Source organism: Paenibacillus hemerocallicola, assembly GCF_006265175.1.
In the GTDB taxonomy this organism is placed as follows: domain Bacteria; phylum Bacillota; class Bacilli; order Paenibacillales; family NBRC-103111; genus Paenibacillus_AB; species Paenibacillus_AB hemerocallicola.
The window spans coordinates 160,797-180,667 of record NZ_VDCQ01000008.1 but is presented as its reverse complement, the minus strand read 5'-3'; the positions used below and the strand labels follow the sequence as shown (position 1 = coordinate 180,667).

The window sequence follows — 19,871 nt, the reverse complement described above, 5'->3', positions numbered from 1 at the left end:
AAAGGAATGCCAAACATGTATGAGTCTAACACTTCTAAGCACCACAAGCTGTTCATTATTGGTGCAGGCGCTTCAGGTCTTATGGCCGCCGTTACTGCACGAGACCTAGGGATCGATACCGCGATCATTGAAAGCAACGACCGGGTCGGAAAGAAGGTACTAACGACCGGCAATGGACGTTGCAACATTACGAACGAATCCACAGCGACGGGTACGGATGAAGCGGTCGCTTTATCGCGAAAATATCACAGCAATCAAACGGAATTTCCGCTGCCTGTGCTGCAGCAGTTCGGCGTCCGGCAAACCGCCGATTTCTTCAATACGCTCGGCCTTCCGCTGATCGCCGTGGAGAATGGCCGGATGTATCCGATGTCGCTGCAGGCTGCATCGGTGTTGGATATTTTCCGGATTGCGCTGGAGGATCGGAATGTTCCCATATACTTCAAGACCAAAGTATTGGACGTTACCGTGTCGAGGGAACATCCGCGATTCACGATTCTGTGCCAGACGGAGACAGAGGGACAGATCGTATATACCAGCGATTACATCTTCCTCTGTACCGGCGGTCTTACCGCTCCAAAAACAGGAACGGATGGCTCCGGTTACACGCTTGCTCGGCGACTGGGACACACCCTGATCGATCCTGTGCCCGGGATCGTGCAATTGAAGCTGGAATATCCGTATCTGAAGGAGCTGTCAGGCGTCAAATTCGAGGGACTGGGCCATATCATCGTAAACGGCGAAGTCATCCGCAGCGAATATGGGGAAATTTTGTTTACGGACTACGGCGCCTCCGGGCCGCCGATTCTCCAGTTAAGCCGGAAGGCTGCGTATCAACTCGCAAGAGGAGAAACGGTGACCTTATCGCTTGATATGATGCCGGACCGCACGGAGGTAGAAGTCGTCGATTTTCTGGATACGCACTGGGGAACGTTCGGACACCGGACGGTTGCGGCCTCCCTGATCGGTATCTTGAACAAGAAGCTGATCCCCGTCCTGCTGAAAGAAGCGGGCATCGATCAAGAGCCGAACCTGCTATGTCAGGATCTATCGTGGAAAACCAAGAAAATCTTGTATCGACTCATGAAGCGTTGGGAATTTATCGTGACCGATACCAATGGCTTCACGAATGCACAAACGACGGCCGGCGGCATCGATACGAAGGAGCTAAAAGAAGGAACGCTGGAATCGAAGCTGGTACCTGGGCTCTATTTGGCCGGCGAGGTGATGGATGTGGATGGGGACTGCGGCGGCTATAACCTGCAATGGGCCTGGAGCTCCGGCTATTCCGCCGCGATGGCGCTTGCTGATCACCTTGCCGGCACCACGTAAGGAAATTGATGGTTGTTCACTCCTGGCACGCCGGTAACACACGGCGGCGAATTGTGGTTTTGAACAGCCGTGCTTCGCCTCCATACCAAACAAGAGCACCCGTAAGGGTGCTTTTTGTTGGTACTGGTAGTAGGGGGAGAGAACCCCTGTCCGAAAGAGGACATTGTGGTCGATAGCGCGGACCGGAGCGAAGCGAAGAGAGCACGCAATCGAAATCAACTGCTGCGATCTGTATCGGGAATTGGGAGCAAGATTAATGAGGATTTCGATACTCCCCTCGCCTCCAGATGCCGAATCCACAAACATGAAAATTGAAAGGGCTTGGCTCCTTTTTCTGTCACATCGCATCTTGCTTCACCCCAAACAACTCTTTTTTAGCGACAGAAGCGGCAAAAGCATCAAAGTCGCTTCTGTCCACCGAAATGCCAGCTGCGTCGAGTTTGACGGAATATAATCTACAGAATGGCACACTTAAAATTCGTACAGCAACTGCGATTTTGAAACGGATGAAGATGATATTCAAGAAATTTTCAAGGAATGTTGGGGCGAACTCAGTCGCTACGTTCAAGTTCAAAAGGAATTAGAAGCTGGACTAGAAAATGAGAACTGATACATTCTGTAAGAAGGAGAGGGATCGAATGCATGTTAATTGAACTCATTTTTAAGCCTAGCTCATTACATCCTAAGAACTAGGCTGTTGTGCTATACTGAGATTAGAAGCAAGAGGTTCAACCGGAGGTGATCAGGATGCGATGGGAAGAGGTTCGCGAGCGGTTTCCTGACGAATGGGTGGTGTGCGAGGCGCTAAAGTCCCGCTCAGAAGACGGATACTGGCTTATTGACGAAGTGGCACTCATTGATCGTTTTGAAGATTCGAGTGTCGCTATGAAACGCTACTATGAATTGCATAGGGCACAGCCTTACCGGGAGTATGGCTTTTTTCACACATCGCGTGAAACGCTGAAACTTCGCGAGAAATGGGCGGGGGTACGGGGACCCAGATGAATATTGATGTGAGGTACGGCTTGCCTTTTATCGAAGTTATCATTTGTTACCGCGGCGAAGAGCTCCATTTGAGGAATGTATTGCTCGATACAGGCTCGGCTGGAACGATTTTCAGCGCCGATGTAGTGGATGCCATTGGGGTTAAGATTGAGCCGGGCGACTTTCTGAACAAAATTAGAGGTGTGGGTGGAGTAGAAGTCGTATACTCCAAGCAGTTTGATTTTGTGAAAGCGGGAGAGGTTTCGCTGGAAAGCTTTGAAGTGGAGATTGGAGAAATGAATTATGGCATGGGGATCGACGGTATTCTTGGCTTTGACTTTATCCAATCTGCCGGATTAGTGATTGATTCCAGAGAATTGACAGTGGCAGCAAGGGATTGAGTTACGCGACCTCACCAAACATCATCATCACCTCTACCAACAAAAGCACCCGTAAGGGTGCTTTTTTGTTCGGTGCTGGAAGTAGGGGATAGAGAAACCCTGTCAATCGCGCGGACCGGAGCGAAGCGTAGGGAGCCCGCAATCGAGATCAACCGTTGCGATCTGCGTAGGGGAGTGGGCTTCGGGAGCAAACAAGTAAGACGAAAAGCCAACAGCCTGTGAACTGGTTGATGGCTTTTTCATTGTGATATAATAGTAATCCATGGTAAACAGGAATGGGGTCCTTGTCACGGCAGAGAGTCGAGAACAGCTTCAGGGTATGCTTAAAAGAGCCAATGAGCGTGCTCGTCAACAAGCCAAGCAATCCGGGGCATCCCTTTACTATATAAACAATAACAAGCGTATTCGCGAAGATGCGGAAGGCAACAAATTTGAGATTTTTTCGTTTCCAAGAAAAGCGGATGGAGCGGGAATATTTGAAAAGAAGAGAGGAACACAAGTGGGAGCAGTATCTAGGCAAGCAAGCATCAGAAAAAAGGTAACGAAGGCAGTTTCAGTGATAGTTGGCGGTTTAATTACGGCGTATGGTTTGGAAGCCGTGCTTATCCCCAACAATGTATCGGATGGAGGTGTGACCGGCCTGAGCATCGTCGGCTCGCAATGGACCGGCTTGCCATTGGCTCTGCTGATTGCAGTGATCAACATTCCTTTCATTTTTTTGGGTTATAAGCAGATTGGCAGGAGCTTTGCGATTTATTCGGTGCTTGGCATTGCGTCGCTTGCGATCGGTACGACGATGATGCACCATATCCCGACGATTATTCAAGGCGATACGTTATTGGTTACTGTTGTCGGCGGCATTATTATCGGTTTCGGCATGGGCCTGGCGCTGCGGAATGGCGGTGCGTTGGACGGGATTGACATGCTGGCCGTGTTGATGTCCCGAAGGCTGCCGTTCGGAACAAGCGATCTTATTTTATTTTTGAACCTGTTCGTGTTCGTGATCGTCTCGACGGTGTTTGGGCTTCAAGGCGCCATCTTGTCGGGTATCGCTTATTTTATCGCTTCCAAGGTCATTCATATTGTGGAGGAAGGATTTAGCGGTGCCAAAACGTATAAAATCATTACCAGCCAGGCGGAAGAGATGATCGAGACGATTCGCGACCGGTTGGGACGAAGCTCAACATACACGTTCGTCCATGGCGGCTATTCCAACGAGCAGTTCAAAGAAATTACATGTGTGATCAACCGGCTTGAGGAAAGCAAAATGAGGGAAATTATTACTGAGATCGACGATAAGGCCTTTATTATTGTGTATGATATAGCGGAAGTGAAGGGCGGCAACTTCCGTAAGCGCAATATCCATTAGACGGAATTTGGCGAAGGCGCTCACAGCAGCGCAACAATCGCAACCATACGGGGAAGCACTGGGCAGCGGAATGTCCCGGTGCTTTTTGGCATACAACACGATGGTTTTTTTTCCGTGGCCGCCGGGCGACGCTCCAGAACATACAATTTGGGTTTGACTGAAGCAGCTTGAATAAGGCACTATGGATAAAGGACGATGGGGGAGGCAGGTGCGACGTTCCCGTAGTCAGGGAGTTTTTCTCAGGGGAAGCGCGTACGGTTCTTTTCTCCGCACCCATGACATGAGACTAGGAGGCGCTATGGATAGATCAAAAGCGATTCTGGCGTTGCTGGCGGTCAATATGCTGGTTGTTCTGTACATCGGCTACACGATCAATTCCGCGATTCGCAGCCATGACAACAAGACAGGCTCGGAACTCCGTGGACTGCAGCAGCAGGTGCAGCTGTTGGAGAGTCAGATCGTGAACGGCATCAGCCGCGAACTGACCGCTCAGGCCGACAAGGTGGAGCGGCTCGACTATACATTGACCGGGGCTGACCTGGCGCAGAAGAAAGCAAAGGTCGGTTTGCAGGTTGCGTTGAAAGAAGTGTCGTCCTCCGCAGTTATTGCGGTGTCTGTGCGTCGCGACGGTCAGGTTCAGCCGCTGGAAGCTGTGCTGGAGCATCAAGGAGGCATGCAGTATGGAACAGAGTTGGAGCTGTCGCTGGAGCACAACTACGAGCTGACCGTGTGGGAGCGGAGTGGCGCAGGGCAGAAGCAACTGAACGCCGAGACGCGTCGGCTGCCGCTGTTGGACGATGTGTATCGTAACCGTGTGGCCAAGGCGAGTACGGGCGCCGGGATTTCCAATGATCGGTTGAATGCGGACTTTTCCTTTTTATTAAAGGATTTGGAGATACCGGGAACCGAGCTGGAGAAGGCGTTGCTTCGAATCAGAAAAGGCGGCGCGGTGTACGACGAGATCGATGTGACTCGGCATGCGGCACCGCGCTCGGGTCGGTATGCGGAGATTGAGGATCATTACAAGGTAGCACGCGCTTCCGGTCAAATCGACAACTCCGTGACGCTGGAGCAATTTGCCCGCGACAACAGCTTCGATCCCGATCGGCACGTTTCGACCGCCAAGGCCGGCGAGACATCGCCGTATGCGCAATATTCGCTGTTCTATACGATCGAGTTTGCCAAAGATTATCCGGAACTGAAGCTCACCCGCGATTCGGCGGGACAGCTTTCCTTTGAGTGGGTACTGCGGTTCAAGGACGGGTATGAGCATCTGAATTAACAGGAGCGGCTGTGCTGCCAGGCGTCCGGGGCATACTGTAGTAATCTCATTAAATATATGAGCGAAGCGACGCTGGGCAGTTTTGATTTTGATATGGATCATGCTTTCGGGTCTACGACAATTTGAAGAACTGGACACTTTCACAGACGGGCTATGAGCTGTTCGCGGATATGGGGGAGAAAGGCCGATTTGCCGGAGTGAAAAGGGCTCGGGTATCCAAGGTGTTTCACACGCCGAAACAGAAGATGCTGCTGCTGTTCGATTACGGTGATGAGTGGCGTTTTGTTGTGCAGTATATCAAGGAAATAGATGTTCCGGCAGGGGGGAAACTGCCGATAGTATTGTCAAGCAAGGGTCAGGCGCCAAGTCAATATGGATATGATGAGGAAGAGTATGATGAAGAAGAATAGCAACAGTTCAAGTCGGCAGAAAGTCAGGAATCTGCCATTGCCGGAGCCCGAATTGAGGGCTATTCTTCGAGCCGCTGACGACATCATTGCCGAGGGCGGACGGACATTGCTCTCGAAAATTTTGAAAGGCTCGAAAGAACGAAAGCTGTTGGAGCTTGGGTTGGATCAAAATCCTTCATATGGATTTTATAGAGATCTCTCCTTGGAACAAATTATGGATAAAGTGGATCACATGATTCGCACGGATTTTTTGGAGATCGAGATAAAGGGCAAGCTGCCCATGATTGTATATACTTCACGCGGATGGGCGATCGAAAGGGAAAGACGGGCCGAAGAATTTGTGCAAGAATGGGATCGCTGGCTTGAGAATAAAATCTCTCCGATTAACATGGAGTATCTGAAAGAACGGAACCGGGGTATGATATTCTTGTTTTTGTATAAAATCTTATGCTCCGGAAATAAGAAGTACATTCCGTTTTTGACTTTGTGGGAACGAATCGATTTCAAGAAAGTTCAGGTTGAGATTCGTCATGTGATCAACGCGCTGAAACAGCGTGATGAATCGGATAATGCCGGTTGGGAGCGATTAGTAAAGGAACGGGCCCAATCGTTACTCCCCCGCTCGCTCGATCCGATTTTTTTGGCGTGTCGACAATGTGGCAGTCCTTTCCTGTTTGATGAGATGAATCTTGAATATTATACGAGTGAAGGTTTAAGGTTTCCGAACCGATGTTTGAACTGCTCGGGAGATAATCATCTGCATCCATAGTATCTCGCGCAGACGAATTGGGATTTGTTGAGCAAGGCACTGACTGAAACTAGGCAGTGCCTTATTTTATGTACCGAGATTCCGAAGAAAAACCTGCCCTTAGGCGAGGTGCTCATCACGGTCCATAAATCCTTTCGGAAGAAGTATTTGAAAATCGATCGGAATCCAACCGCTCATTTAGAAGCCTTCTCGACCGTATGGCGCAACAGAATCTCATTATCGAGAGTAAGATTATTCGTCCAGACGAAGGAGCCTTTGCTAAATTCATTGCTGAAGTTCGTGTACTCCTTCTTGTTGTCTACCCCGACGGTTTTGGTAGAGTAGGCGACGGCTTGCGGCCAGGAAGAATCGTTGAAGTTGGCGGCGTACCAGTTGTCGGGGATAGCAAAATGGGCGGCATAGCAGTGGATCGAACACGCCGGTTGCGTAGAAGCATGGGGAGTGGAGCGCACGATTCTGCCGTTCTTCTCCTCGATGACAAGATCGGTCTTGTTCATGAGGGGGGCGATATAGAAGCTTTGGGCTTTCCAGCGGCTATCCGTCACGGTCCCGTCGCTGAAGGTCGCAACAATACCGGCGTCTCCGGGATGATAGGGGTTGCCCTTGTTGTCCTCGGTGCCGAGGCCCAGATTTTCTTCCCAATCTACCGCTTTTATCGCGTAGGTCATCGGGTATTTGGCTTGAAACCGGACGACGTGGGAATTGAAGGGAGTAAAGGGGACGGCATCCTTGGCCACAGGCTTGCCATTAACATACAGCTCGAAATAGTTGTCTGCGAATATATAACCTGTAATAACTACGCCGTCCGGATCGATTTCAATGACGGGAACTTTGTTTAAGTCAACGGCTGCCAGGCTCGAAGGCAACACTTGGTTGCACGGGTTAAACAGGTCGGGAGCGTTGGGAAGCTTCCCGTTCACAGTAGTGGGGACGGCCCAGGTTTTTCCGTCCTCCGATTGGATCTCTCCAAGCGCACTGACACGCCCGCCCTTGCAAGAAAGCAGCCCGGGATTCGTAGTAATGGCGGCACCTTTCGTGAAGCTTGCCTGCTCGGTTACAGCGGACTGCGATTGTTGCGGAGCGGAGGTTGCCGCAGTGGGCAATGCCGTTCCCTTCGAGTCGGTGCAAGCGCTAAGGAGCAGCATGGCTGAAATATAAAGCAGAAGTTTGAAATGCATAAGATCATCTCCGCGGATAAAAGTAAAAGGTTATAACCCTTTGAGCCGGTCTGCCAGAACGCGCAAAATACTTTTGAGCACATTCCGATTTTGAAAACAGAAAGCGATCACCAGATCTCTATGCAGCTCCAATACGATCACATCGTCGATCGCGGTGCAATCCGCAGAACGGGGGCCGCTGTCTATGACGGCCATTTCGCCGAAATACTCTCCTTCGTTCAGCCGCGCAATCTCTTCGGCGCCTCTGTGTACGCGTACCTTCCCGCTAACAATGGCATACATCGTTTCTCCGAACTCACCTGCACGGCATATCGGTTGTCCGGCCGGATATTCCACCTCTTCAATCAACTGAGCAAGCCAAATGAAATCGTCTTGCGCAAGATGGACGAACAATTCAATGTTCTGCAAGGTCAATATTCGACGTAAAATCGTCTCATGTCCGGATATGCCATTGCCGTGCATAGCCGAAATGGGACGGTCGCTGCCGGAGGATGCGGCGGCTGTTTCGGATAAAGACAATGCTTCCGTTTTCGCGCCGCCGTCTCTTTGCTCCAACAACGATCTCAGCCTGCGCGACAGCAGCTTCATCATCTCGAATGCTATACTTGAATGGTTAAACAAAATGTCGTAGAAAATGGAAGAATCGAGCCGCCATAATAAAAGATCGTCTTCCGCCCGAATGGTGGCCGTTCTCAATCCTTGGCCAAACAAAGCCATTTCTCCGAAGCAATCTCCTCTATGCAAATCGCCGAGCTTCCGTCCGTTCCGATAAACGCCGGCGTGACCGCTGCCCATAATATACATGCAATCGCCCGGATCGCCTTCGCGGATTAAAATAGTTCCGGAGCTTGCGCCTATTTGCTGCAGCCGTTTGGCAATACCTGACAGCTCTTTGCTGGTCAATCCCTGAAATACCGGCACTTTCCTCAATAAGTCGACACGATCGAGCTGTTCGGATATATCGCTGTCGGCTGCAGTGGAGTCTTTGCTTTGATTTGCGGCAAAGCTTACGACTTCCTGGAGCCATTCATCGCCTTGACTGGAGAGCCAAGCGTAGTGGGCTTCAAGTTCTTCTTGAGTAGAAGCGCTTCCCGAAATGTTTCGGGGGGCGGACATCAAGGCGGCCAGCTGCATCCGCAAGGAGCCATGCAGCGTTTGGTCGATAACCTCGGCCGCATTGGCCTGCTGCCTGGAGTCGCCCTTAGACCAATTGTTGAAAACAGCCTGCATCGTACTGGCATCGTACAGTAAAGCCAATAATTGAAACACGCGGCGGCTAATGGCTGACCGAGTTTGTTCAATGATGATCCCGATCTCCAAACCATGCCGCGTACCAATGAACGGTGCCCCGTGCCCGGCGAATTGGTGATAGGACTGGATCTCCGCAGCAATAAGACTTTCGACGATTTCCTTTGGACTGACGAAAAGCGACTTTTTACGCATACGTGTGAGCGATTCCAATATTTGATCCCGCATGTCGAATGTTGCCGCACTGTAGCAGGAAAGCAGCGTGTCGAAAGATTGCTGGGTACCGATTTTTTCAAATACGGCGGGCACATGCAAAGAGATGCCGGTTCCATCCATGGAGCCCTTAAGCAGCGGGATGATTTCCGTTTCCCCATAGGAAGAGAGCGCATCGACGGCATATCGTCGGGTCTCAAAGTCCTTTAAGCATGACAGGATAAGCGGAATCAATGCGGTCACGCCAAGTGCGGCTGCCGATTGCAAGGCATGTATTCTTACCGGAGAAGAGCTGTCCTGCAATAAAGCGGCCAAAGGCTTATAGAAGCTTCTCACTCCGATTTGCCCGAACAGAGAGGCCACCGCGACCCGGTTTTCTTCTCGATCGCTCTCGATTAGCTGTTTGAGCTTCGCTACCGATCTGAACATGCCTTCAATGCCGTAATATTTGACTAAAGCCGCAATTGCTGCCGCTTGAATCTCAGCCTCCCGTTCCTCAAGAAGGATTGTTATTTCATCCAGGTACTCCTCTTTTGCGTAGGCTGCCAATGCAAGGATCGCTTTTGCTTTTACCTTGGTAGGCGTTGAAGCTAGAAAGGTTTGCGCAATCCCCTCGAATCCGTTCGGAAGCGTCTGCTCTATTAAAGCCAGCGCCTCGATGCATACCTTCGGATCGGGATGATGAAGAAGCGGTTTGAGATACGGAGTGAAGTCGAAAGTCTCCATACCGCGCAAAACGCGGAGCGCATATAAAGCCTGCTGCGTATCCGGGCTTAATAAAGCATCGGTTAATAAGCGGCGGCTGGCCGGATCCATGACGTTCAGCTCTGTCCTTTGAAGGTCATGATTGCCCGTTTGCAGCGTCGATACGAGAGTTTGCAAATAAGCTTTCTTAAGCTTGATCGCGGCAACGACGCCGATGCCCAGCAGCGCAAGTATTACGTAACTGAGCTGCTCGGGAGCAAGAAGACGCGAGGAGATGAGCAAGCATACGGCTGCCAGCCCTTTTGCGCTGTTTCTGACGATACCATCCAGAAAGCTTTTTGCCCTCCCGCGCCATTCCGGGGGGATGGGAAACATGATGAGCTGGCTGACCGAGGAGTATATCGTATCTCCGACCACTTTGTCGCTACCTTTAACGATTACGGCCATGGCAAGGACAGGCAGCATCAAAATGCCCAGGCTTCCCGCAAATAAAGCGATGGGGAAAACAAGCAGCGCCGTCATAACCCCGAAACGCGTTATAACCCAACCGGAAACGAATAGCTGGACAAGCAGCGCGGCGATCCCGGAATATCCGTAAAAGCTGCCCATAAATCCAGCTAAAGCTTCATTTTGCAAGCTTCCTCTCAAAATGACCTTAAATTGATAATCGATTAACGTTAGCGAGAATACGAGCGCCGCCGCCAGCAGAGCCACATATTTTAGATGGGGAACATGTTTAAAAAGGCCCGCTTTTCTCTCAAAGCCCGGCTTTGCTTGCGGTTGGATTTTGGCCGGTCTTGCTTCTGCCTCCTGCGGATACAGGCGTATGATCAGAAGCACAACCGCCAGTCCTATCAATTGCAACCCTGCGTACACATAGATCAGATTGGCTGTTCCCAATAAAGGGACGAAGGCTTTTAGACCAAAGCCGCTTGCAATGCCTCCGGCAATTCCTCCGCTTCCGACAATTCCGATCATCCGCTTGGCTTTTCTTTGATCCATTACCGATGTGGCGAACTGCCAGAAGCAGACGATCATTAGAAAGTTAAACACATCGTAGCCTATATAAATCGTCGGAAAAACCCAGCGGAAATCCAGTCCTACTCCGATCCTGGAGATGAGCACCAGCATTACGACTACGGGGATCAGCGCCATAATGAGGCGCTCCAGCCGGAATCGGGGCGAATAACGTTGGAATATAATGCCGGATAGGATCATGATCATCGCTTGGGGCAAGTACATGAAAGATAAAGCGGAGTTGTCGAACCGGCTTAAAAATAAGGTATCCGACGCGGTTCTTCCTATGGTTGAGGCTGAGACCACACAAAATAAATAACCGCACAGCAGCATCACTTTCCTATACTCCGCGCGGTCTTCGCCAAATGTCGGAAACAGCCTGTGGATAGCCCTGTCAATCCCCATCTCCCGATTTACAACTCCTTTATGCATACGCCAACTCTATGTTGCATGCACGGCTATTTGATCGTTATAGCGGAAATACTTCCATTGGTTTTAAAGTCTTTCGTGTAGGATACCGCAGCTGTCGCAGTAACGGCGCCGTTTGGTCCCGTTACGGTTACGGTTGGAGTTGAAGAATACCCCGATCCCGGATTCGTGATCGTAATACCGGTCACGACGCCATTCGAAACGGTTGCGACTGCGGCAGCCCGAGTCTTTTGCCACGTTTCGCCGTTTCTTCCGTTATAGCGGTAATAGTCGGACACCTCGTCCAATCGTTCATTTGTAATCCCGTAGGGAGCAAGTACTTTCAAAAGGGCCGCTTTGTTTCGCTGAGCCAGCTCCGGGCTTGGCTGGCTATCCAGCCCTGCAGGAGTTACGCCGCTAAATGCTTCCCTAAACACCTCCGTGGGTACCCCGAGGGCCGCAGCGATAAGCACTACCGGTCTGCCATGATCCTGCGGGTCCGTGTCAAATCCATCGGATATGGCTACTGAAAACCCTTCTTGTTCAGAAGGAGTGCTGCCGGTAGTCGTGCCGGTGCTTGCGGCCCCTTCTACAGGACGGCAAAGCTCTGCTCTTCCGGGGGCGCCGATTGCTCCGGGGGCTTTGGTTTGATCTCTTTTCGGCGCATCTTTAGCCGGTCTATGTTTTACCGGTCCGGAAGACGGGGGAGGTTCGGTCGGCTCGGCGTATGCCCTGTAGCCGCTGTTCAACGCCAGCGCTCCACTGCCTGCGATAATGGCTGCCATTGTACTGACGATCATGATTTTCCTCACTTTGTTCATGGTCATGTTCCTTTCAATATATTGGATTTGTCGTTTCTTGATTCTCATATTACTTGGACTTGGTGAAATTACGGTGAAAGCTCGAAGGCTTTCGATTATACTATTTCTAGAAGAGGAACCGGGAGATGGAACGAGCCTATGAAAATCTTATTGGCGGAAGACGATATCCGGCTTGGAGAGCTAACCGCGCATATGCTGAAGAAAAAAGCGGGCTGCGTCGTCGATTGGGTGACGACAGGCAACGAGGCGTTCGAATATGCGACGGGTTCCGGCTACGATGTTGTCGTCCTCGATTGGATGATGCCGGAAGGGGATGGTCGGGATACATGCGCCAAGCTCCGCAATAGGGGGTATAGCGGTGCGATTCTAATGCTGACGGCGAGAGATGCGTTGCAGGACCGCGTTGAAGGTCTCGATGCGGGAGCCGACGATTATCTGGTCAAGCCGTTCGAGATGGACGAGCTGCTCGCTCGCTTGCGGGCACTGACGCGCAGAAATTTCGTTCCCCTGCAGGAGGATGTAATCCGGATCCGCGATCTGGAGCTGCAGCGGACGAATCAGACCGTCATTCAAGGCGGCCGGCAAATCCAATTATCCCCGCGCGAGTTTCAAATTTTGGACATGCTGCTGCAGAACAAAGGGCGCACTCTGACCCGCGAAGTTATTCTGGACAAAGTATGGGGTCTTGATGCCGACGTAAATCTGAAGACGATCGACGCGATCGTGAAATTAATCCGCAAGAAACTCGAGCAGTCCGGGGCGAGGGAGCTCATTCAGAGCGTGAGAGGCGTAGGGTATAAAATTGAAGCGTAGCTGGAGTTCGTTGAAAAATCGGCAAGCGGAAGGCGATTTGTTCGACCGGACGCGTAATAAGCTCACCTTGCAATATAGCGGGGTGCTTGTTGTGTTTCTCGGTTTGTTCGTCGTCATTGTGTACGGCCTGCTATATTTGCTCATATGGAGCGATCAGCGGAATCGTCTGAACGAGATCGCCGACAGCGAAATCCGTTTGCTGCAGAACTGGGCCGATCAAGACGAGAATCCTAATAGACGTCCCCCGCGCGAAATAGAGGATGCGTTCTCGATCAGCGCCGATCAATCGTTCTATTACTTGATTGCCGAGAATGGGACGATGGAGCTGGAAAATGAGATTCAGCCCGAGCTGCGCACTCAGGTGATGGAGTCGATCCGCAAGGGCCGGTTCAAACGGGATGGGATCGAGCAGATTACTATGCAGATGATCGACAATCCGTCTCTGGACGGGGAAGGAAGCCGGAGCCGGCTAACGGATGCGAGATTCCTTGTCACGGAGCGGGAGCTGCTGTGGAAGGGGGAACGGATCGCCGCCTTATACATAGGCAAGGAAGTTACATTCCAGCACGATTTGTTCCGTTTGCTGCTCGTTCTGCTGATCGGAATGGCGCTGCTGTTCTTTGGCTTGGCTTTATGGCTCAGCCATCTAATGGCGCGGGAAGCGATTATACCGATCGGCAACATGTATGCGAGACAGCGTGAGTTCGTTGCCGATGCTTCCCATGAGTTGCGCACTCCGCTAAGCGTCATGCTGACATCGATCGAAGCGCTTCAGCTTGATGCGCGCACCGAGAACGATTCCTTCTCGTACAACGTACTGGACGGCATGAAGGAGGAGGTTCATTCGATGACGAAGCTGGCCGGCGATCTGCTGCGGTTGGCCCGATCCGAGGCAGGCGAATTTGCGCTGGACCGTTCCTTGTTTAATCTAAGGGAGGTCTCCGAAAGCGCGATCCATAAGCTCCTGCCATTGGCCAAAGCCAAGGATATTGTCATTAAGCTGGATGCTCCCGATGGGCTGACGGTGAATTGGGACGCGGAGAAATTGAAGCAGTTGCTTGTCCTGTTAATCGATAACGCGGTTAAATATACGCCGGCGAGCGGATCCGTAGATGTAAGGCTTGCCGAGGGCATGGAAAAGGGGGGCCGCTTCCTCGCAATCGAAGTTAAGGATAGCGGTATCGGCATTGCCGCCGAATCGCTTCCCCGCATCTTTGACCGTTTCTATCGCCAGGATAAGGCGAGAACGCGCAAAGCCGGCGGCCACGGTCTCGGTCTGGCGATCGCCAAAACGATCGTGGCCGCCGGTCGGGGTACTATTCATGCGGACAGCACGCCAGGCGAGGGCAGTACGTTCAAGGTGCGTATTCCGTTGTAGTCAAGGCAGAATCCCGCCTCCGAACAAGAAGCGGATGTTCAGCTGTCTCCAATTCATTTCATCGATACGGACACCTCCGCTCTTTTTGGAAGCGCAATGAATGATCCTGCCATTCCCCAAATAAATAGCCATGTGGGATATTGGCCTATCGGATGGCTTTAAGCCTATGTAGTCGGATGCTTTATTGCCCCGATAGCTTGAGAAAAACAACAAATCACCGCGTTGCGCATGTTCCAGCGACGTATAGGTTTTTTTGGAAAAGGCTCTGACATAGGCGGCTTGACTCCTTGAATCCCATGGCAGGTCCATGCCCAAGGCAGACAGGAACACCCAACGCGTAAAATCGGAACAGTCGAAAGAGGACGGTTCGGTTCGGTCAGAGCCGTATAGGTAAGGAGTGCCCATATAAGTTGTGGCGGTTTTGACGATATTCTCCGCATAGCTCCCTTTGATCGGACGGATGGAAGGGAGGGGGGAGCGCCGGATAAGAGGAAACCCGTTAGGATCCAATAACGGTTGCGCATTCGGATCCGCAGCGGCAAAGCTCCTTACGCGGTAGCGATAGATCAGCTGCTCGATTCCTAAATCTCCAACATACAGCTCAGGGTCAGTATCGGGGGCTTCCGCTTCCGAATCGGTGTTGACGGTTGCTCCCGGGTCCGTGTTCGTGGAATGTCCTTTTATCGATTGGGATCGTGTCCCATCTTTCGCCGCACAAGAAGATAGGAATATAAGGCTGCACAATAACCCTAACTTCAGTACCGTTTTTTTGTCCATTCATCCAATTCCCTTCTGCGGGCAGTATGAAGTTAGGATTTCAATATTTCCTTTTTTTATCAAAAATAAAACGGAGCCCTCTCACACAAAGGCTCCGTTTCATTTTCATTCTCCGGCAATCATCTATTTGATTTTCCCCAGCATCCGATAAAGAACGACCGCGGCTTGGGCTCGCGTACTAGGATCGGCCGGGGCGAAGTTGCCCGCCTCGGTTCCGTTTACCAAGCCCAGTCCGGAAGCGGCTCTAACGTAAGCTCTGGCCCAATCGCTGATGCTACCCTCATCGGAGTACTTCACTTCCTGGGTGATAACCAGATCGGACAGCTTTTTCCCCGTCGCGTGCAAGTAGGCGTTCACCATCATGACAGCCATTTGCTCGCGGGTGATCGGGGCATCGGGAGCGAAGTCGGTTTCGTTTACGCCGCTTACGATGTTGGCTTCGTGGGCCGCATATACCGATTTGTTATACCAGGCGTCGGCCGTGACATCACGGAACGTTTTGGCGGTGCCGCGGCTCTGAAGCTGCAAGGCTTTGGCGAGCAAGGTTACGAATTGGGCTCTGGTCATGTCGGCGTCCGGTCTAAAGGACGTATCGTCAACCCCGTCTACTAGCCGGGCCGCGGCCAGCTTCTCGATTTCCGGCTTGGCCCAATGATTTTGGATATCGGCAAAAGTCCGCGCGGCGGGAAGCGGCTGTTGTTTATCGGTTGCCGGCAATTTCTCCAAAACCGCGTATTTGGAGAAATGCGGCAGGGACGCCGTAATCGCGCCGGACTCGCTCGGCGTTCCGCCCAAGCCGGTCCATGCGCCGGTTTTTTCATCGAGTACATACACGCCGAGATTTTGCGGATTGTTCACCTTCGTCTTATCGTAAGGGAAGGTGACCTGAACGGGCTTGGCAAATGAAGGGATCGGGTCCCCTTTTTCCGTTATAGTCAGATCGTATATAGACGAAGCGGCAGCAAAATTAGGGATGGCTGGCGCAGCATCCATAGCCGCTGTAAACTGAATCGTATTATTTTGATTGTTCACCTCGAAAGCATTGGGCGGAAACGATACCGTAAGCTCATTGGATTTGATGACGAGCGACTTGTCGCGGCTCCAAGCTTTCGGAATGATATCGGCATCGAATTTTACGGCGAGCTTGTCCAGCTTTTCTTTCGTTCTGGCATCCAGCAGCAGCTCGTTTGAGCCGGAACCGAGCGAGATTAACAAATCGATTCGCGGAGGGTTCAACGTATAGCTCATTTTCCCGTCGGCATCTTTGGACGGAGGCGACTGGCTGCTGCCCCCGCCGCCACCACCACCACCGCCGCCGCCGCCAACGGGCGTGACCGCCTTTGGCTTAATCAGGTATTGGTAGACGGCGTCGTCACTGTATAGATCATAGAGCAGCGTGGCGACGGTCAAGATCGAATCTTGCGTAATCTGCAAGCTGCCGCCGCGAGCATCGGAGCTGCCGGTAAAGGTTTTGTCAATCGTTTGAAGCATATAGTACAGGCGCCCATCCTGATAGGGAGAGGTGATCCTTACCGTTTGCTCTCCCGTGTACGTTCCCGACTGCAGACTGACGATCGGCGCCGAAGGGCGCTTCAGGAACGTGTCCGCGTTGGAGCGATGCGTATAAAATCCGCCGCCAGGGAGTGCCTCTTTCCAAGTGGCGTACAAATAAATATAGTACGCGGAATTGAAGTTGCCGACCGTAGCGGATAGACTTGTATATCCTTCCGCCAAATTCCGCTTGGAACCAAATCCGAGGGAACTGCTAGTGTCCATATCGCGGTCGAGAATCGTATCTTTGTAGAATCGGATTTCCAGAGAAACTTCATACGAAGCTTTGACTACCGTATTGCGAACGTTGAGCAAAGTCGCGTCGTATGTCACTTGTTGGCTCCCCGGGAAGTTCGCGATTACCGGCTTCAGCTTGAGCCTTGGAATCAGAAATGCCCGACTTCCTTGGATCAGGCCATCTCCGTAAGCCATCGAGTTGGAAACGTATGTATTGGGAGAGACGGTCAGGTTCGTGTAGGTCTTGCCGCGCAAAGTCACCAGCTCTACCGATTTCGCCGAAGTTTTAAGAATCGTACGGATATCCTCGGCACCCAAAGCTTTGTTCGTCGCTTTCAATAGCACGGCCAATCCGGCGGCCATGGGAGTAGCCTGGGACGTACCCGATTTGTACACATACCCTCCGCCCAAGGCGGTGCTATAAATATCGACTCCGGGCGCAACGATATCGACCTTCCCGATGTTGGAGAAATCGGCCAGAGCAAAGCTTCGGTCCGGCATCTGCCCGATGGCGCCGACGCTTATCACTTCTTCGTAAGCGGCAGGGTAATTGGTCAATGATACGTAACGCTTTGTATCGGAGGTGGGAATGTCGAGCTGTCCGGCTTCATTCGAAATCCAATGGCTGCTCTCATTCCCTGCCGCCGCCACCAGCACTATGTTTTGACTATAGGCATCCTTGATCGCTTCATGCAGCGCTTTGCTGTTGCCGCCAATGCCTATGCTCATATTTATGACGTCGGCCTGATGGGTCTTGGCGAATTGCAGAGCGTTTATGAGCTGCTCCGAGTCTCCGACTCCTTTGCTGTCCAGCACTTTGAGGGGCATGATCTTTACGCCCGGGGCAATTCCGTAAACGGATCCGTCGACCGAATTCGAGGCGATGATGCCGGATACGTGCGTACCATGGCCGTTGTCGTCTTGAGCGACGGCATCGCCGTTGACGAAATCGTAGCCCGGGACGATCGAGCCTTGCAGAGCGGGATGGTTCATATCCACTCCCGTATCCATGACTGCGACCGTGATTTGTTCATTTTGCGAACGGGACGAGAAGGCGCTCATGTCCGCCAAACCGGTCGCCAGCTTTCCCCATTGCCGCTTATACTCTTCGGAGCCGGAATATACCGCGCCGGAGACGGCGTCGTTCGACGAGGAGGCGATGAGATGGATTTTATAGACGGGCTCTGCGTACTCTACCTCGGGGTTTTGCCCGAGTTCCGCCAGCTTATCGGCTACAGAGATTTGTTCGTTAAAGGATAAGACCGTAAACGAAGAAGAAGCGAAAGACCGGGCTTGCACGCTCTGGTCTCCGTTGCCGGCATCGTTTTTGTATTTGACCATAACTTTTCCCGGAACAATTTCGCTTTCGTTAAACCGCGCTTCCGATGCTGCCGTAATCGTGCCGTTACCGTCTTCGGCAAACCCTCGTACGGGAATGGCGAGACCGGATAAAAATAATAGAGAAATCAGGAAAATGAGTATGTTCCGCTTTTGCTGCAAAAGCATGGTGCGCCTCCTTTTATAATCGCGAATCAATTGTAGTACCTGTATGTATTGTATAAGAATTGGAAGTCTATCATTGTCGAAATTTGTAAATACATATAAATAAATATCGGTTCTATTGTAAAAATGCGGACAGTAAAGAGAAGCAGCCGGCTAACGCGGGTTGCTTCTTGTAATCTATTACTCTCAGTCGCTATCGTTATGAAAGGTCCCTTCCCGACGAAAAAAGACTGCCGATATTACTCGACAGTCCCAGGTTCACAACGGCAGGCGCCGGCGTCGCTTTACGGCTCAGCACGGCTCCCGAATCGATGGCAATAAGACTCTACCTCCCGGAAGGGGACGGTATAGAACGCCAAATCGTTTACGATCGATCTCGTCGAACCGGGAAGAGCGACTAGTTTGGACAGAAGCTTCTCCAGATTCTCCTGACCTGCAGGAGCCCAGAACTGAACCTGTTCGACGTCGGGGTTGCCGGCCTTCATCTCCGCGGCGAGCGCGTGCAATCCGCGTATAAACAAAGAGGTTCGCCTGTATTCCTCCCGGATAAAGGCAACCTCTACTTGGCATATGTGCCGATCCTGATACTCATTGGCGCCCGTGCCGTATACGAACCCTGCGGCAGCGGCAATTTCGTAAGGCTCCTCATCGATTACGAGGATGGCCTTCCCGAACAACAGAGGGCTACTCATAAAGCTGAGCTTCATGGCAAACGGATAGGGCAAGTTCAGTCCGTCGTGATGCTGGAGCAGAAAATGCATATATGCCTTGTGGTCCATTTCCATGTTACAAGGACGAAACTGGAACGGCATTACTTCGGCTGTGCTCTCAAAGCATCGTTCAAAATAACGATTCTTCCGAGACTGCTGCCGTTTTTCTTGTTAATGCTAGGGGGTATTATGATCATTGGGTACTCCTCCTTCTCTTGTATCACATCGGTATCACTGCTGTAATTATACCCTACCGTATTTCCTTAAGATAGCCTTTAATTTGTTAATTTTGACACAAAACACGAGTTGTTCGAGCTCCGTCCCTGCACGCGAATAGCTGGTCTCGGTAAATTTGGAATACAACCTGCACAAATATGCATTATCCGCAAGAGCGGCCAGCCTGATTTCCTGTACCTCCGTGTGCTCCTGGGCGATCTGGTTCACCATATATTGAAGTCCGACAAGAAAGAGCCGCGTACCCCGATAAGCTTTGTCGGCAATAGCCATGTCCAAAAAAGCGATATCTTTGTCCTGAAAATCCCGTTCCGGAGTTCCGTGGTAATAGGCGGATGCCCCGATGACCCGATTATCGGCGTCTTCGACGAAAACCATATGGGCTTGAGTCACATACGTATACAGCACTTCCACCATGTCCATGGTATAAAAAGATCGATGCAGCTCGTGTTTGTTATCGAGAACGAACAAACAGACTTTGGCGAAGTCTTCATCGGTTGTACAGCGTTTGCAGTGCATGGTCATGGCATA

The 19,871-nt window shown here is 51.5% G+C and carries 16 protein-coding genes; 9 read left to right on the top strand and 7 right to left on the bottom strand.

Features of this window, described 5'->3' with window-relative positions; all coding sequences use genetic code 11:
* The first annotated feature begins 15 nt into the window (after nucleotides 1-15).
* From FE784_RS08425 to FE784_RS08395, 7 genes are all read left to right on the top strand, one after another.
* On the top strand, nucleotides 16-1,332 hold the full coding sequence (locus FE784_RS08425) for a BaiN/RdsA family NAD(P)/FAD-dependent oxidoreductase (RefSeq protein WP_139601688.1): 1,317 nt from the start codon (nucleotides 16-18) through the stop codon (nucleotides 1,330-1,332).
* Nucleotides 1,333-2,079: 747 nt separating this feature from the next.
* Complete coding sequence (locus FE784_RS08420) at nucleotides 2,080-2,337, top strand: hypothetical protein (RefSeq protein WP_139601687.1); 258 nt, start codon at nucleotides 2,080-2,082, stop codon at nucleotides 2,335-2,337.
* Nucleotides 2,334-2,717, top strand: a complete 384-nt coding sequence (locus tag FE784_RS08415) for a retropepsin-like aspartic protease (protein ID WP_139601686.1) — start codon at nucleotides 2,334-2,336, stop codon at nucleotides 2,715-2,717. The genes FE784_RS08420 and FE784_RS08415 overlap by 4 nt, the downstream gene beginning before the upstream one ends.
* 319 nt (nucleotides 2,718-3,036) lie before the next feature.
* Nucleotides 3,037-4,086 (top strand): YitT family protein, encoded by a 1,050-nt coding sequence (locus FE784_RS08410; RefSeq protein WP_425465533.1) that lies wholly within the window; start codon nucleotides 3,037-3,039, stop codon nucleotides 4,084-4,086.
* A gap of 298 nt (nucleotides 4,087-4,384) precedes the next feature.
* A complete protein-coding gene (locus FE784_RS08405) occupies nucleotides 4,385-5,368 on the top strand; it encodes a hypothetical protein (RefSeq protein WP_139601685.1) in 984 nt (327 codons plus the stop codon).
* A 122-nt stretch (nucleotides 5,369-5,490) separates the two neighbouring features.
* Nucleotides 5,491-5,778, top strand: coding sequence for a plasmid pRiA4b ORF-3 family protein (locus FE784_RS08400; protein WP_139601684.1), 288 nt, complete (start codon nucleotides 5,491-5,493; stop codon nucleotides 5,776-5,778).
* Nucleotides 5,762-6,547 (top strand): RQC-minor-1 family DNA-binding protein, encoded by a 786-nt coding sequence (locus FE784_RS08395; protein WP_139601683.1) that lies wholly within the window; start codon nucleotides 5,762-5,764, stop codon nucleotides 6,545-6,547. The genes FE784_RS08400 and FE784_RS08395 overlap by 17 nt, the downstream gene beginning before the upstream one ends.
* 173 nt (nucleotides 6,548-6,720) lie before the next feature.
* On the opposite strand, the gene FE784_RS08390 is transcribed toward FE784_RS08395, so the two are convergent.
* Genes FE784_RS08390 through FE784_RS08380 form a run of 3 tightly spaced genes read right to left on the bottom strand, consistent with a single transcriptional unit; the run spans nucleotide 6,721 to nucleotide 12,137 of the window.
* Nucleotides 6,721-7,725, bottom strand: a complete 1,005-nt coding sequence (locus tag FE784_RS08390) for a hypothetical protein (protein WP_139601682.1) — start codon at nucleotides 7,723-7,725, stop codon at nucleotides 6,721-6,723.
* Between the two features lie 30 nt (nucleotides 7,726-7,755).
* A complete protein-coding gene (locus FE784_RS08385) occupies nucleotides 7,756-11,313 on the bottom strand; it encodes an Npt1/Npt2 family nucleotide transporter (RefSeq protein WP_176706051.1) in 3,558 nt (1,185 codons plus the stop codon).
* A 53-nt stretch (nucleotides 11,314-11,366) separates the two neighbouring features.
* Complete coding sequence (locus tag FE784_RS08380; protein ID WP_139601680.1) at nucleotides 11,367-12,137, bottom strand: hypothetical protein; 771 nt, start codon at nucleotides 12,135-12,137, stop codon at nucleotides 11,367-11,369.
* Between the two features lie 138 nt (nucleotides 12,138-12,275).
* On the opposite strand from FE784_RS08380, the gene FE784_RS08375 reads away from it, so the two are divergent.
* Together FE784_RS08375 and FE784_RS08370 are read left to right on the top strand one after the other, a co-directional pair.
* Entirely contained in the window at nucleotides 12,276-12,950 is a 675-nt protein-coding gene (locus tag FE784_RS08375) for a response regulator transcription factor (protein ID WP_139601679.1), read from the top strand.
* A gap of 10 nt (nucleotides 12,951-12,960) precedes the next feature.
* Nucleotides 12,961-14,328: a sensor histidine kinase gene (locus FE784_RS08370; protein ID WP_139601678.1), complete on the top strand. Its 1,368-nt coding sequence runs from the start codon at nucleotides 12,961-12,963 to the stop codon at nucleotides 14,326-14,328.
* Here FE784_RS08370 and FE784_RS08365 read toward each other — a convergent pair whose 3' ends face one another.
* From FE784_RS08365 to FE784_RS08350, 4 genes are all read right to left on the bottom strand, one after another.
* Nucleotides 14,329-15,105 carry a C40 family peptidase gene (locus tag FE784_RS08365; RefSeq protein ID WP_139601677.1) on the bottom strand — a complete coding sequence of 259 codons (777 nt, stop codon included), beginning with the start codon at nucleotides 15,103-15,105 and terminating at the stop codon, nucleotides 14,329-14,331. It lies immediately after the preceding gene.
* A 123-nt stretch (nucleotides 15,106-15,228) separates the two neighbouring features.
* Nucleotides 15,229-18,399, bottom strand: coding sequence for a S8 family serine peptidase (locus tag FE784_RS08360; RefSeq protein ID WP_139601676.1), 3,171 nt, complete (start codon nucleotides 18,397-18,399; stop codon nucleotides 15,229-15,231).
* 281 nt (nucleotides 18,400-18,680) lie between these two features.
* Nucleotides 18,681-19,157 (bottom strand): hypothetical protein, encoded by a 477-nt coding sequence (locus tag FE784_RS08355; protein ID WP_139601675.1) that lies wholly within the window; start codon nucleotides 19,155-19,157, stop codon nucleotides 18,681-18,683.
* Nucleotides 19,158-19,349: 192 nt separating this feature from the next.
* Complete coding sequence (locus tag FE784_RS08350; protein ID WP_139601674.1) at nucleotides 19,350-19,865, bottom strand: hypothetical protein; 516 nt, start codon at nucleotides 19,863-19,865, stop codon at nucleotides 19,350-19,352.
* Between the last annotated feature and the right edge of the window lie 6 nt (nucleotides 19,866-19,871).

Bases quoted from the DNA above. Each gene is read 5' to 3' on its own strand.
- FE784_RS08350 (WP_139601674.1), bottom strand. From the start codon at position 19,865: ATGACCATGCACTGCAAACGCTGTACAACCGATGAAGACTTCGCCAAA.
- FE784_RS08425 (WP_139601688.1), top strand. From the start codon at position 16: ATGTATGAGTCTAACACTTCTAAGCACCACAAGCTGTTCATTATTGGT.
- FE784_RS08385 (WP_176706051.1), bottom strand. From the start codon at position 11,313: ATGGGGATTGACAGGGCTATCCACAGGCTGTTTCCGACATTTGGCGAA.
- FE784_RS08355 (WP_139601675.1), bottom strand. From the start codon at position 19,157: ATGCATTTTCTGCTCCAGCATCACGACGGACTGAACTTGCCCTATCCG.
- FE784_RS08415 (WP_139601686.1), top strand. From the start codon at position 2,334: ATGAATATTGATGTGAGGTACGGCTTGCCTTTTATCGAAGTTATCATT.
- FE784_RS08395 (WP_139601683.1), top strand. From the start codon at position 5,762: ATGATGAAGAAGAATAGCAACAGTTCAAGTCGGCAGAAAGTCAGGAAT.
- FE784_RS08390 (WP_139601682.1), bottom strand. From the start codon at position 7,725: ATGCATTTCAAACTTCTGCTTTATATTTCAGCCATGCTGCTCCTTAGC.
- FE784_RS08375 (WP_139601679.1), top strand. From the start codon at position 12,276: ATGAAAATCTTATTGGCGGAAGACGATATCCGGCTTGGAGAGCTAACC.
- FE784_RS08420 (WP_139601687.1), top strand. From the start codon at position 2,080: ATGCGATGGGAAGAGGTTCGCGAGCGGTTTCCTGACGAATGGGTGGTG.
- FE784_RS08360 (WP_139601676.1), bottom strand. From the start codon at position 18,399: ATGCTTTTGCAGCAAAAGCGGAACATACTCATTTTCCTGATTTCTCTA.
- FE784_RS08410 (WP_425465533.1), top strand. From the start codon at position 3,037: ATGCTTAAAAGAGCCAATGAGCGTGCTCGTCAACAAGCCAAGCAATCC.
- FE784_RS08405 (WP_139601685.1), top strand. From the start codon at position 4,385: ATGGATAGATCAAAAGCGATTCTGGCGTTGCTGGCGGTCAATATGCTG.
- FE784_RS08380 (WP_139601680.1), bottom strand. From the start codon at position 12,137: ATGAACAAAGTGAGGAAAATCATGATCGTCAGTACAATGGCAGCCATT.
- FE784_RS08365 (WP_139601677.1), bottom strand. From the start codon at position 15,105: ATGGACAAAAAAACGGTACTGAAGTTAGGGTTATTGTGCAGCCTTATA.